Annotated in this window: 13 protein-coding genes; 8 read left to right on the top strand and 5 right to left on the bottom strand. The window is 57.1% G+C overall.

Annotated elements, in window-relative coordinates:
- Positions 1-29: 29 nt before the first annotated feature.
- The 5 genes from BJP08_RS04160 (at position 30) to BJP08_RS04140 (ending at position 4,408) form a co-directional block, all read left to right on the top strand.
- The gene (locus tag BJP08_RS04160) at positions 30-245 is read left to right on the top strand and encodes a DUF3046 domain-containing protein (RefSeq protein ID WP_071568398.1); all 216 of its coding nucleotides are present in this window, start codon (positions 30-32) and stop codon (positions 243-245) included.
- Between the two features lie 210 nt (positions 246-455).
- Entirely contained in the window at positions 456-1,568 is a 1,113-nt protein-coding gene (recA, locus tag BJP08_RS04155; RefSeq protein WP_071568397.1) for a recombinase RecA, read from the top strand.
- Positions 1,569-1,571: 3 nt separating this feature from the next.
- Positions 1,572-2,174, top strand: coding sequence for a recombination regulator RecX (gene recX, locus BJP08_RS04150; protein ID WP_071568396.1), 603 nt, complete (start codon positions 1,572-1,574; stop codon positions 2,172-2,174).
- Positions 2,175-2,273: 99 nt separating this feature from the next.
- Entirely contained in the window at positions 2,274-3,800 is a 1,527-nt protein-coding gene (gene miaB, locus BJP08_RS04145) for a tRNA (N6-isopentenyl adenosine(37)-C2)-methylthiotransferase MiaB (protein WP_218160225.1), read from the top strand.
- 29 nt (positions 3,801-3,829) lie between these two features.
- Positions 3,830-4,408: a hypothetical protein gene (locus tag BJP08_RS04140; RefSeq protein ID WP_143110007.1), complete on the top strand. Its 579-nt coding sequence runs from the start codon at positions 3,830-3,832 to the stop codon at positions 4,406-4,408.
- Here the strand turns inward: BJP08_RS04140 and BJP08_RS04135 are convergent.
- On the bottom strand, positions 4,405-5,400 hold the full coding sequence (locus tag BJP08_RS04135; protein WP_143110006.1) for a GNAT family N-acetyltransferase: 996 nt from the start codon (positions 5,398-5,400) through the stop codon (positions 4,405-4,407). The two genes, BJP08_RS04140 and BJP08_RS04135, sit on opposite strands and share 4 nt — an antisense overlap.
- A gap of 68 nt (positions 5,401-5,468) precedes the next feature.
- The gene (locus tag BJP08_RS04130) at positions 5,469-6,848 is read right to left on the bottom strand and encodes a DUF349 domain-containing protein (protein ID WP_071568393.1); all 1,380 of its coding nucleotides are present in this window, start codon (positions 6,846-6,848) and stop codon (positions 5,469-5,471) included.
- A 752-nt stretch (positions 6,849-7,600) separates the two neighbouring features.
- Between BJP08_RS04130 and miaA the strand changes: the two genes are divergently transcribed.
- Positions 7,601-8,518, top strand: a complete 918-nt coding sequence (gene miaA / locus BJP08_RS04120) for a tRNA (adenosine(37)-N6)-dimethylallyltransferase MiaA (RefSeq protein ID WP_071568391.1) — start codon at positions 7,601-7,603, stop codon at positions 8,516-8,518.
- Here miaA and BJP08_RS04115 read toward each other — a convergent pair whose 3' ends face one another.
- Together BJP08_RS04115 and BJP08_RS04110 are read right to left on the bottom strand one after the other, a co-directional pair.
- Positions 8,519-9,034, bottom strand: a complete 516-nt coding sequence (locus BJP08_RS04115) for a hypothetical protein (RefSeq protein WP_071568390.1) — start codon at positions 9,032-9,034, stop codon at positions 8,519-8,521. It lies immediately after the preceding gene.
- Positions 9,035-9,050: 16 nt separating this feature from the next.
- Positions 9,051-9,815: a hypothetical protein gene (locus BJP08_RS04110; protein ID WP_071568389.1), complete on the bottom strand. Its 765-nt coding sequence runs from the start codon at positions 9,813-9,815 to the stop codon at positions 9,051-9,053.
- Positions 9,816-9,932: 117 nt separating this feature from the next.
- Here BJP08_RS04110 and hflX point away from each other — a divergent pair, with 117 nt between their 5' ends.
- The gene (gene hflX / locus BJP08_RS04105) at positions 9,933-11,453 is read left to right on the top strand and encodes a GTPase HflX (protein WP_071568388.1); all 1,521 of its coding nucleotides are present in this window, start codon (positions 9,933-9,935) and stop codon (positions 11,451-11,453) included.
- A 28-nt stretch (positions 11,454-11,481) separates the two neighbouring features.
- Here the strand turns inward: hflX and nagB are convergent, their stop codons facing one another.
- Entirely contained in the window at positions 11,482-12,243 is a 762-nt protein-coding gene (gene nagB / locus BJP08_RS04100; RefSeq protein ID WP_071568387.1) for a glucosamine-6-phosphate deaminase, read from the bottom strand.
- Between the two features lie 62 nt (positions 12,244-12,305).
- Between nagB and BJP08_RS04095 the strand changes: the two genes are divergently transcribed.
- Positions 12,306-13,598 carry a uracil-xanthine permease family protein gene (locus BJP08_RS04095; protein ID WP_071568386.1) on the top strand — a complete coding sequence of 431 codons (1,293 nt, stop codon included), beginning with the start codon at positions 12,306-12,308 and terminating at the stop codon, positions 13,596-13,598.
- Positions 13,599-13,622 lie beyond the last annotated feature (24 nt).

The raw sequence follows: 13,622 nt of genomic DNA, 5'->3' as shown, positions 1-13,622 counted from the left end.
AGTGATTTTTCGCGCGTATATTAAAGGCCATGCGATTAACGGAGTTTCACCAGCTCGTGAAAGACGAATTTGGAGCCGAGCGGGCGTCGTGGATCATAGAGACGCAGCTTTTGCCGCGTCAAGGATGTACTGCGGCCGAGGTGATCGAAAACGGTGGCGATTTACGCCAGGCCTGGGAGGAGCTATGCGACGCCTTCGACGTTCCGGAAGGGCGACGGCTTGGAGTGGACCGTCCGGGCTTCTAGTTGTTAGAAGCGTTTGTCGCTTTCAATTCGAACATGTATGCGTGTACACTCTGGTGGTGTCCAAACACTGCCCTATAGTCAGTCTCAGTTTTAGAAGTCATCGGGAACCGTACCCCTCGAAGGCGAGTCTAAACATGTGTGGAGGCGGCGGACCAGGTAACTGGTTCGTTGCCAGACCCAAGAAGAATGAGCATTAAGGAGAACATGTAGATGGCTGCAAAGAAGAAGGCCGCATCAGCTGCGAAAGATCGCCAAAACGCGTTGGATGCCGCACTCGCGATGATCGAGAAGGATTACGGCAAAGGCGCCGTAATGCGGCTTGGTGACGAAAATAGGCCGCCAATTCAATCTATCTCATCCGGTAATACTGCCATCGACGTCGCTCTAGGGATTGGCGGTTGGCCTCGTGGGCGCGTCGTCGAAATTTATGGCCCAGAGTCTTCGGGCAAGACAACAGTTGCGCTGCATGCGATCGCTTCCGCGCAGCGCTCCGGCGGCATTGCCGCCTTTATCGATGCCGAGCACGCCCTTGACCCTGATTATGCGCGGAAGCTGGGCGTAGATACCGACAACCTTTTAGTCTCTCAGCCGGACACAGGGGAGCAGGCGCTTGAGATCGCGGACATGCTGGTTCGCTCTGGTGCTATTGACATTATTGTTATCGACTCCGTCGCGGCGCTTACTCCGAAGGCTGAGATCGAGGGTGAGATGGGAGACTCCCACGTTGGCCTCCAAGCACGTTTGATGTCACAAGCACTTCGCAAGATGACTGGAGCACTGTACAACTCTGGTACGACGGCAATTTTCATTAACCAGCTGCGTGAGAAAATCGGCGTCATGTTTGGCTCGCCTGAGACCACCACAGGTGGTAAGGCGCTGAAATTTTACTCTTCAGTGCGTTGCGACGTCCGACGCATCCAAACACTCAAGGATGGCCAGGACTCCATCGGCAACCGGACCCGCCTCAAGGTCGTAAAGAACAAAGTGTCGCCGCCGTTCAAGATCGCTGAGTTCGACATCATGTACGGCGAAGGCATTTCGCGGGAGTCTTCCATCATCGACATGGGCGTTGAAAACGGTTTTGTGAAGAAGTCCGGGTCTTGGTTCACGTACGAAGGCGACCAGCTGGGGCAGGGGAAGGAAAAGGCGCGAAACTTTCTGAAGGAAAACCCTGATCTTGCAGACGAAATCGAGCAGAAAATTTTCCGTGCCTTGGGGGTTGGCGAGTTTGCTGCCGAGGATGATGCCTTGACTGATGAACCTGTGGATATGGTGCCAAACATCGACTTCGATGATGCGGACGAGGCTGCGAAGGCGAAGTAATACGTGGTAGCGCCAGACCCAGACAAGATTCGATGCCTGCAACATGCGCTCGCCGAATGGGAATCCAACGGGGGTCATAGTGAGCTCTTTGACTATGACAGAGAAGAAGCTCTCGCCCCAGTTCGTCGGCGTGCGTTGAAGCTGCTCGACCAGAGGGCGCGGTCTGAACATGAACTCCGACAGCGTCTGCTTCAAGCGGAGTTTCCAGCACCGCTCGTTGATGAGGTCGTTGCGTCCTTGCGGGCATCCGCGCTTATTGACGACCGGAGCTTTGCCCACGAGTGGGTTCGTCAACGTGCTCGCCGCAGGGGGAAGTCAAGGAGTTTCCTTGACCGTGAGCTCAAGGAAAAAGGCGTCTCTGAAGCCGATCGTTGCAGCGCACTCGCGCAAATAAGTGACGACGACCAATTTGCGGTTGCGGAAGCGCTGGCCGAAAAGAAGGCCCGGGAAGTGAAGACACCACCAGTGGGGCACACGGAGTACACCCGTGCGTTGCGCAGGGTTGTTGGTGTGCTGGCGCGTCGCGGTTTTCCACAAGGCATGTGCATGCAGATCGCTAGGAAGGCTCTAGATACGAGGATAGATTCGCTTGAAGATGGGGCGTAGAACCCGATCTGAAGCGTTTGGGCAGGGTAGTTCGCAATGGCTAGAATGTTCAGCCGTGCCTGCATAGGCTCGAGTAACCAACCAAGAAAGGTGAACCAGATGGCTGTACCAAGGACATATGAAGTGCGAACCTTTGGATGCCAAATGAACGTCCATGATTCGGAACGGTTGTCTGGTCTGCTGGAAGACTCGGGGTATGTAGCAGTAGAGGACGGACAAGACCCTGACCTTATCGTTTTCAACACCTGCGCTGTGCGGGAAAACGCAGACAAGCGTTTATACGGGACGCTTGGGCACCTGAAGAAAGTGAAAGAAAGTCAGCCTGACCTTCAAATCGCTGTCGGCGGGTGTCTCGCGCAGAAAGACAAAGACCACGTCATCGAGAAAGCGCCGTGGGTAGACGCAGTGTTTGGGACGCACAACATGGGGTCACTGCCGGTGCTCCTAGAACGAGCTCGAGTGCAAGGTGAAGCGCAGGTAGAAATCGCGGAAGCACTCGAAGTGTTTCCTTCCGTTTTGCCTGCGAAGCGTGAAAGTAGCTACGCCGGATGGGTCTCAGTATCGGTGGGCTGCAACAACACCTGTACTTTTTGCATCGTTCCGAGCTTGCGCGGCAAAGAAGTCGATCGCCGACCCGGCGACATTCTCGCAGAGGTACAGGCGCTCGTAGATCAAGGAGTGCTTGAAGTAACACTGCTTGGACAAAATGTGAACAGCTACGGGGTCCATTTTGTGGACGAGGAGATGGAACGCGACCGGTCCGCGTTTTCGAAACTGCTTCGCGCGTGTGGCGACATCGACGGCCTTGAGCGGGTTCGTTTCACCTCTCCGCACCCAGCGGAATTCACCTCCGATGTTATTGATGCGATGGCCGAAACCCCAAACGTCTGCCCGCAGCTGCACATGCCTCTGCAGTCAGGTTCCGACAAGGTGCTCAAGGATATGCGGCGCTCTTACCGCTCTAAGAAGTTTTTGAGCATCTTGGACGAGGTGCGTGAAAAGCTCCCCGAGGCGTCGATCACTACGGACATCATCGTCGGATTCCCCGGGGAAACCGAGGAGGACTTCCAGGCGACACTTGATGTCGTAGAGAAAGCTCGATTCACCTCCGCCTACACTTTCCAGTACTCGCCGCGCCCTGGAACTCCGGCTGCTGAGATGGAGAACCAAATCCCAAAGGCAGTGGTGCAGGAACGCTTCGAGCGTCTACTCGCACTGCAAGAGCGCATCAGTCTCGAGGAGAACGAAAAGCTCATCGGGACGGAGCAGGAGCTCCTTGTGCAGCAGGATGAAGGGCGAAAGCACGAAACGACACACAGAATGTCTGGGCGTGCGCGTGACGGACGGCTTGTGCACTTTGCAGTAAACGAGCAAGGACGCTCACAGATTCGGCCAGGTGACATTGTTACGGTACGAGTGACAGAAGCGAAGTCGTATTTCCTCATCGCGGACTCTGGTGTGCTCTCGCACAGGCGGACAATTGCTGGCGACCACGCTGCAGCGGGAGAAGTACCGACGACCGCGCCAGTTGGAGTTGGGCTCGGCATTCCGACCTTTGCCCGCCCAGATGTCGTCCCAGTGACTCACGTAAGCAGTACCGGCTGCTGTTCAACTCCTGAGGCATGAAGTACGCAACGACTGGAAGGGACACATCAATGAAAATGGAACTTGGGCCCGCCCGCTGGATACTTGGGATTGCCAGTGCTGTGTGGCTCATCGCGTTGTTCTTACCGTTCGTTGGTGATGTAGCAGCGTGGCAGGTGCTCACCATCGGTGAAGGCGCGCGTAATGCGGACACAAAAGTCACGGAATACGTCTTTGTTTGGCTAGGGTTGCTAGGCGTCGGCGTCTGCACATCACTTGTTGTTGCTACACGCCGGTTCGGTATGGCGACAGTTGCTTGGATGATTTCAACTGTGGGCCTTGTAAGCTCCCTCCTGGCGGTATGGCTGCGCAAATCAAGTACTGGCGTTGCGGAGCATTTCTCCCATGGCCCTGCGTTTTACCTCGAAGTAGCGGCGGTCCTCGTGGTCGTGTTGGCCTACATTCCGTTGTTCGTGCGCAAAACTACGGTGGATCCTGAACACCTCAAGAATCAACCTAGCGAAATCGACAACGATATCGCGAATGCACAATTAACTGCGACTCGAACGCACCATATGCAGGAAACCAATCCATTGCTCATCGACGACCGACGAGCAAATGCCGTCAAGCGGCATAACCAAAGCAATTAGCGGTCGCGGTGGGGTGCGCCTTTTTGCCACGCCGTCGCCTGGCTAATAACAGTTGGGGAATAGCGAGCAAGCAGATGGTGCTTTCCCGGCTCCGGCACGGGGTAGGAAACGTAGAATTGTTTTATTTCTGGCCAAACGCAGCACCCTGCCGAGAGCACAGAGGCCAACGCGTGTTCTCCGAGCCCGATTCCGCGATTGTCTTCGCGGACGTAGACCAGCCCGACTTCCGCAACCGAATCGGCATCGTTGTCGAACTTCGCCACTTCCGCGAGCCCAACTGGCGTTCCGGAGGCATCCCGCGGGACTGCTGTTATCTGAGAACCGCCACGATCCTTGAGCCGTGCAGCCGCGTCCCGCAACCGAGTAGGAGACCACTGAACAGGCTCGAGCAGCAGAGAGCCACGGGGGTACTTCGCTGCTGACTCTCGGAGAGTAGCTAAGAAGTGCGGTAAATCCGCTTGGTCAAAGTTCATGTCTTTGACGATCTCGCACGCAGTCTCCTCTTCCGGGCCGGGGATGGACTCCGCATCGATTGTTGCTTGGAACTCGCAGTGTGCTGGAGAGTAGTCGGCGGCGCGAAGAAACGGATGTTCTGGTGCGCCTGGGGCCTCCGTAACCCAGATCTGCCGGATAGGGCGGGACAACATTGCGGAGAGAGCATCGATGAGTTCGAGGGCGCTTTGCCACACATGCGCGGGCGGCTCTTCCCCGGGAAGTGGGGCAATAGACGCATCGACGGTGACGTTCGCCTCCAGAACATCAACGTCTTCAAGTAAAGGTAGCGAGACCAGTACCCAGCCCTCGACGTCGTACACGTCGTCTTCGGTAAGTACCGGGTAGCCGAACGCGCCTAAAGAGCGTGGCGCCGTCTTACTACACAGGGCGAACAGTAACGCCAATGACTCCTCTGAGTCCTCCAAACGCTTTGCAAGATGAGCCGCGCTCACCCCAGAGTTTGGCTCCCCAGTAATGTCTTGGATCGCAAGCGTCACTGAGAATGCGTAGGCAGCGACTGCGGGGTGTGATGGGTCCGCAGTCCCTACAATCAATGGGTACAGCACTACTGCCCGTCGACGGCTTTCGCAGCTACAGCGGCAAATTCTTGCCATTGCTCGGCTTGCTCGCGAAGCTTTGCAGCCTTGGACGCATGCCCCGCAGTTTTAGCCTCCTGGGCCTGCTGCAGGAAGTGATTGGCCTTTTCCCGGAACTGATTGACCCTCGCTTGAGCCTCAGGGTCGGCCTTACGCCACCGCGACTCTTCTGCGTCAGCGACGCGCTGCTCGAGCCGAGCAATCTTCTCCTCATACGTGCGTACTTGGTTGCGTGGGACAAAACCGATTTCGTCCCACTTTTCCTGCAGCTCACGCAACTTTGCACGCGCAGCACCCAGACCCTTTTCTGGGGTAATAAGTGCATCGAACTCTTCGATGAGTGCGTCCTTGGCCGCAGCATTCGCTTCAAATTCGCGGTCTCGCTCAGCGTTGACAGCGTTACGCGCAGCGAAAAAGTGATCCTGGGCTGCCCTAAACTGTGTCCAGAGCTCGTCGTCGATACCGCGGGGGGCGCGTCCGGCTGCCTTCCACTCATCCATCAGAGAGCGGTAGGCACGGGCGGTTTCGTTCCAATCCGTCGAATCCTGGATCGCCTGTGCTCGGGTGACGATATCTTCCTTCACCTTGCGTGCTGTCGCCCGGTTCCTGTCGAGCTCTGCGAAGTGAGCACCGCGGCGCCGGTTGAATGCGTCGCGTGCGCGGGAGTAGCGCTTCCAGAGCTCGTCGTCGGTTTTGCGGTCAATACCGCGAATCGTCTTCCACTCCTCAAGGATCGCTCGAATCCGATCGCCAGCAGCTTTCCAGTCAGTCGAGGATTCCGCAATCTGCTCAGCCTCGGCAGCCAGGGTCTCTTTCTTGGCGATGGCGTCCGCACGTCGAGCTTCCTTGAGCTCCTTGGCTTCGTGCTCAGCGACCTCAGTCTTGCGCAGCAGCTCTGCCAGGCGTGCTTCGAGTGCCGCGAAGTCTCCAATTGCAGCGACATCGTTCAGGGAGTCTTTCAGTTCGAGCACGCTGCGTTGCAGAGCGTGCGCGTCTTCCGGGTGCGCGGTGAGGCGTGCTTCCAATACCTCGGTCTCAACAATGAGGTCGTCGAAACGCTGCCCGTAGTGGCGGAGCCCTTCCTCGGGGGTGCCCGCCTGCCAGGACGTGATCTGACGCTCGACGCCGTCGCGAGTAACAAAGACGTTGCCCTCAGCATCAACGCGACCGAACTTCGATGGGTCTGTATTCGTGGATGATCCCTGTGCATGTGTCAACGGCACAACCCGTTGCGAAGCAATAGACTGCGCTACACCCGGACGTGGACCAGGCTTTGGTGTTTGCTTTGGCATCGCCGCGGGGTTCGGGCGTCCAGATGCAGGCTGTGGCTTTGGAGTCGAGGAAGTCATGAAGCAGTCCTTTCGCAAAAACTATGCCGCGCGTCACGGCGCCTAGATACATAATCGACGGCATCTCGTCCCCATAACTTTAGCGCGTCGTCCGCAATCATGCGCCATGAGCCAAGGTTTCAACTTCGAGAAAACCTCACTATGGTTGGCGGGGTGAATAAAGCCAGTGCCAGCTTGCTCGTCGTACCCGGTTCGCCGGCTCTTGTGCGAGAACTTGCGCCAAGCGACGAACCGTCCCAGCGCCTGCTGCAAACCGTGAGGGAAATAAGTAGCAACCTTCCGAACACTATGGAGATTGTCTGCAGCCACGACAGGAAATGGGCAACAGCGCAACCTGGGTCTTTTGGCGCTTGGGGAGCACCCGACGTTTGCGTTGGAGATGGTCACGTCTTGGGCGAACTCATTGCACGCTACTGTCTGCCGGGCAAAAACGTGCAAGCTAGCCGAGACTCGCTGATGCCCATGTCCCCTTCTGCGTTGACGGTTGTAGTCGTCGACGGTCCAGCTGGTTTGACTCCTCGTGCGCCGTTGTCACTGCTTCCAAACGCGCACCGAGTGCACGAGCAACTGCAACTGCTGTTGGCAGGAAAAGAACACCAACCAATCGGTGAGGCAGAGATGCTTGAAGCTGGCGTGATCGAACCGCGGCTATGGTGTGAGCTCCAAACGTTACAGCCTGAGAGCGCGAGGCTCTTGGACACAGACGATAGCTTGGGTGTAGGTAGGTATGTTGCATACTGGGAGGTATCGCTGTGACCAATGAACTTCAACACCGGCCGGTCGCCATTGTTGGCCCCACAGCGTCAGGGAAGTCGTCCTTGAGCCTCACGCTTGCGCATGAGCTCGATGGAGAAGTCGTCAACGTAGATTCGATGCAGCTTTATCGAGGCATGGATATCGGCACCGCTAAGCTGCGGCTTGACGAACGAGAGGGCATTCCGCATCACCTGCTTGATATTTGGGAAGTAACCAAGACAGCTAGCGTCGCTGAGTACCAACAGCGTGCGGTGGAGACAGTTGAAGAGATCTCCAGCCGCGGAAAGCTGCCGATCCTCGTCGGTGGCTCCATGCTGTACATGCAATCACTTGTCGACGCCTGGGAGTTCCCGCCCACCGATCCAGAAGTTCGCAGCCGCTACGAGTCACTCCTGAATGAAATCGGGATAGACCGCCTACATGCGCAGCTCGCAGAAATTGACCCTGTGGCGGCGTCGATAATTGAAGACCGCGACCCTCGGCGCACCGTACGTGCACTTGAGGTGATCGAGCTGACGGGCAAGCCTTTTCAGGCATCACAGCCACCTAAAAATGCGCCCACTCGCTGGGGCACACACATGATTGGGCTAGCAACAACCCCGGAATGGTTGAACCCACGCATTGAATTGCGCACAAACACGATGTTTGAGCAAGGGCTGATTGATGAGGTCCGACGACTCGTGGATCAGGGGCTCGTGAAAGACTCGACAGCTGGTCGGGCAATCGGATACTCCCAGGGCCTGGATGTTATCGACGGCCGCCTCACCATCGACGAAGCCTGCGAGGACACGAAACTGCGCACGAGGCGCTACGTGCGACGCCAGAAGTCCTGGTTTAGGCGCGACAAACGTATTACCTGGGTTGATGCAGCGAACATCGATGTTGATGAGGTGCTTGCGCAGCTCGGTGGCTGATTACGAAGGGCCGATTTCCCGAGCGGCGTTACGGGCCGCTACCCAGGCGTCCTCTAGTTCGAGGGCACGCTCATCGGCAATGCGGATCAGTTTCTCAAGTTGGACCCGCTCGAGATCCGGGGACTGCAGGTAGGCGTCGACGCGAGCGAGAAAGCGCTGCGCTGCGCCGTATTTGAGGTGGAAGTCACTGACCTCAGGCACGGAGAGATCAGTGTTCGCCAGCGCAGGAAAGTGCAGTGTGCGGTCCGCTAACGCTTGAGTCGAACTACCATGCTGCAAATTGTCGAACGCTTCAACGATGTCGCGAATATCGTCACACGCGATCATCAGCGATGATCGGAGCGACTCAACTTCCGGACTAGGAATGAACCGTCTGCGAGTTAGCAAAGCCGTGACACCGAGGAGACCGGCAATGATCGCACCGGGGAGCTTGAGGAGTAGCACGAGTAGCACCATGACAGCGAAAATAAGCGCTCCCCACAGTGCTATCGAAAGGTCTCGACGTGCTGAATCCATATACAGTGCCTTGTGTCTAGCAGCCGCCACCGCAACCGCAGGAGCCACCGCAGCCGCCGCAACCACCACCAGTTGGCACCGGAATGGTGCCCACCATGACCGCCGTGCCAGCGATCACCTGATCTCGCTGAGGAAGTTCGCCATCAGGCAGGCAAACATCGAACGGGAACGCACCGTCAACGGAGACATGGATAAAGCGGTCACCGGTGAGTTCCGACGTTCGGTACTCGGCTTCCAGCACACGCGCGGAAAACTTTGCTCTTGCATCCGGAGACGTAGCCGCACCGGCTTCGATGGCCTCGGCACCCTCTGATGTAATTGTTCCCACCGTGGAGCCAGGATGCTCGTCAAGATAAGCGGAGGTGGACTCGTACACTCGGGAGTCAAGGGTGAGTGCGGTCACGCTGAGCTCCTGCCACTGAATCGTCGGCTCGTCAACAATCAGAGGTTCCTGCGCGAGATTCAACGTCAAGGACGCGATTGGATTGCCGTGTGGATCCACGACCTCTGCAAGCGCTACAACGTCGGTGGCTGGGGTGATATGCGCATTAGTGCGTGTGATTCCTTCGAAGCCAGCAAACGTTGCGAAGGGCTCGACGGCCAAGATATTGAGCTGTGCGCCAGAACGGTCCTGGTATTGAACCATCTGCCCCCCGCGTACCTCACCGATGACGCCCAGGCGGCCGGATGCAATTGCGGCTTCGACAGCGTCCTGCCACTTCGGGAAATTCAGACCGATTGCGGTCAGGTCATTGTTTTCAGTCAGAGGTTGTTGGTTCATAAGAGTGAAGCCTAGTCGAATGCCTCTTGAGGTGAAGAAATGTGGTGGAAGAAAAATTGGTGGGCTACCGTTGAACAAAGAGAGCACTACGTAGAACCATAGTTTTTGAAAGCTTGCATGAATTCGAAATCAACCACGCACGATTCGCATGAGGCGCTGCTGAACGAAGCGTTTCGTCATAACGCTTCGACACGCGATGTCGACACAGCGCCTACCGATTCAACGACGCCAACGCAGGGAGCGTTGGAGCTCGAGGAGCGTAACGCGTTTCGCCGAGTGAACACGACAACCGAGTTACGCAACGAAGACCGTGAAGATATCTACGAGGTCGAATATCGAAAGCTGCGCCTCGAGCGTGTGATCCTCGTCGGGGCATGGACTGAGGGTTCAACCGCTGAAATGGAAGCAAACATGCGGGAACTTGCAGCGTTGGCAGAAACTGCTGGCGCCGACGTCGTCGACATGCTCTACCAAAAACGGGATAAGCCGGACCCAGGAACATACATCGGCTCTGGCAAAGTCAAGGAGCTACGCGCGATTGTCGACGCCAGCGATGCCGACACCGTCGTGTTTGATGGTGAGCTTTCCCCAGGTCAGATGGTGGCCTTGGAGGAAGCGTTGAACTCGAAGGTGATCGACCGCACGATGCTCATCTTGGATATTTTTGCGCAGCACGCGAAGAGTAAGGAAGGCAAGGCGCAGGTCAGCTTCGCCCAGATGGAATACCTTTATACGCGAACTCGTGGATGGGGAGGCAACCTGTCACGTCAGGCTGGTGGTCGAGCTGGATCCAACGGCGGCGTGGGGCTTCGTGGTCCTGGTGAAACCAGGATTGAGGCGGATCGCCGCAGGCTGCGTTCTGAAATGGCGAAGCTGCGTCATCAATTGGCAGACATGGAGACCGTCCGGCAGATCAAGCGCGCAAAGCGACAGAGTTCGACGACACCTAAGATCGCCATCGCCGGTTACACGAACGCGGGGAAGTCCTCGCTCATTAACGCGATGACGGACGCTGGCGTCCTGGTTGAGGACGCGCTGTTTGCAACGCTGGACCCTTCTACGCGGCGCGCGACACTGGCCGACGGTCGCAACGTCGTGCTGACGGACACGGTCGGGTTTGTGCGCCACTTGCCGACGCAGCTAGTGGAAGCGTTCAAGTCAACGCTGGAAGAAGTCAGTAACGCGGACTTACTGCTGCACGTTGTCGACGGGGCAGACGAGTTCCCACTGAAACAGATCGCTGCTGTCAGCGAGGTTTTGGCGGAGATCACGCGCGATCAGGCAACGGAATTGCCGCCGGAGATTGTCGTCGTCAACAAAATTGATGCTGCTGACCCGGTGGTCTTGGCGGAGCTTCGCCACGTGTTTGATGCGACGGGTAGGGAAGCAGTGTTTGTCTCAGCACTGACCGGCGAGGGCATAGCCGAGCTTGAGGGCAAAATCGAGATGTTCTTGAATACGCTCGATGAGCACGTGGTCATGCTGATCCCATATACGCGAGGTGACGTTGTCTCTCTCGTGCACGAGCACGGGACGATTCGTTCTGAAAAATACGAAACCGTCGGCACCAGAATCGATGTCCGCCTACCACGAGTTCTGGCTCGCCAGTATGGGGAGTTCATCCAGCAAGTGTACTAAGCCGCACCTGCTGGCCGACAAGGTGCGCTTAGCGCCAGTAAGCGTCGATCTCTTTGTAAAACTCGACATCGCCCAGGCCAGCTGCGGCGTCCTCGTCCAGTAGCACGCACACGTCGTTGTGCATTTGCAGCGACGATGCGGGGCAGAAAGAGCTTAGTGGACCTTCAATCATCGCTTGTACGGCGTCGGCCTTCGCGGCGCCCGTTGCGATAATGATAATTTTCTTCGCCTCCAGAATGGTTCCGATGCCCTGCGTCATGGCTTGGCGCGGTACCTCGTTTTCCGAATCGAAAAAGCGAGCGTTGTCGGCAATAGTGCGCGGGCGAAGATCAATGAGTCGTGTACGAGAGCTTAGCGAACTGGTTGGCTCGTTAAACGCAATGTGTCCGTTTGCGCCGATTCCGAGCAGCTGAATGTCGACGCCACCGGCGTCTTTGATCATCGTCTCATACGCCGCAGCTTCCTGCGCGGGGTTTGTGGCAGTGCTGCTCAGCGAGTGGACTGCCGCGTCGTCGATGTCGATTGAGGCGGTCAGCTCGCGGCGGATCGTGGACCAGTAGGACTGCTCGTGCTGCTGATCGATCCCGTAGTACTCGTCGAGTAGGAAAGCATCACAGTTGGCGAAGCTTAAGCCTTCTTCGCGGTGCTTGCGGATCAAAGCCTGATACGTCGGGCTCGGCGTCGAACCTGTCGCAAGCCCAAGTGTTGCACCTTGCTTGACGAATGGTTCGATCGTGTCTGCAGCGAAATCACCGATTTCGTCAGCCGTGCGGCGAATGAAAATCTCCATAAGGAATACGCTACTTTGCCCAATTCGCTTTCGGCAATTATCTAACGACATAATATGAGCCTGTGAGTAAAACTATTGGATGGACCTTGCACGGCGACGGGCGTCGCGTTCTGCCCGGCGCAGTCGTTGCCCCCGATGAACGCCTTTCCTGGCCTCGAACGATCGGTATCGGCATGCAGCATGTCGTAGCGATGTTCGGGGCCACCTTGCTCGTTCCCACTTTGACCGGGTTCCCCGTGAACACGACGCTGCTGTTTTCAGGACTGGGAACCATCATCTTCCTGCTGATCACCAGGAACAAACTGCCAAGCTATCTTGGATCGTCATTCGCGTTCATCGCGCCGCTGTCCGCGTCATCCCAGTACGGGATTGGCTCCCAGTTGGGCGGGGTGTTCATCACAGGTCTGATGCTGATTGCGGTGGGCTTCATTGTCCAGCTTGCAGGCAAGAAAGTTATCGACGCCGTCATGCCCCCAACGGTCACTGGCGCAATCGTTGCCCTGATCGGTTTCAACCTTGCCCCAACCGCGGTCTCCAACGTGGAGACCCAGCCGGGCGTCGCGTTTGTCACGCTTGGAACGATTGCATTGCTCACTGTGGCTGCGCGAGGGATGCTCTCGCGCCTGAGCATCTTGATCGGCGTTATCGTCGGGTGGGTGTTCGCGGCACTGACTGGCGGGCTGTCGGAAGATGCTCTAGACACCATTGGGGCAAGTCCATGGATCGGCCTGCCGCAGTTCCACACACCGGAGTTCCACCTCTCGGCGATCCTCGTGACGCTCCCGGTCATCGTTGTCCTGATCGCGGAAAACATCGGCCATGTCAAGGCAGTGTCCGAGATGACCCAACGCGACTTAGACCCTTACCAGGGGAGGGCCCTCATCGGCGACGGCATCGCGACGACGCTCGCCGGCGGATTTGGTGGTTCAGGCACAACAACCTACGCCGAGAACATCGGCGTGATGGCGGCGACGAAGGTCTATTCGACGGCCGCGTACTGGGTTGCATCGTGCTTTGCGATCATCTTGGCGTTCATCCCGAAGTTCGGTGCTGTTATCTTCACTATCCCAGCCGGTGTCCTCGGAGGAGCATGCTTGGTGCTCTACGGCCTGATCGGGATGCTGGGGGTTCGCATTTGGCAGGACAATAAGGTTGATCTCACAAATCCGGTGAACCTGACTGTCGCTGCTGTGGCACTCATTGTCGGCATCGGCAATCTGTCGTTCACGGTCGGTCAGGTCACGCTTGAGGGCATCGCGTTGGGCTCGGTTGGTATCATTGTGTTCTACCCGTTGCTGAAGTGGATTTATAACGCTGTCGGCGAGGGGCAGTTCAATATCTCATCTAGGAAGTAAATAGGCACCAAAAAGCCCGAGCAC

Source organism: Corynebacterium sp. NML140438 (genome assembly GCF_001875725.1).
In the GTDB taxonomy this organism is placed as follows: domain Bacteria; phylum Actinomycetota; class Actinomycetes; order Mycobacteriales; family Mycobacteriaceae; genus Corynebacterium.
Note: the sequence above shows the minus strand (reverse complement) of the source record. Positions and strands in the feature narration are given on the sequence as shown.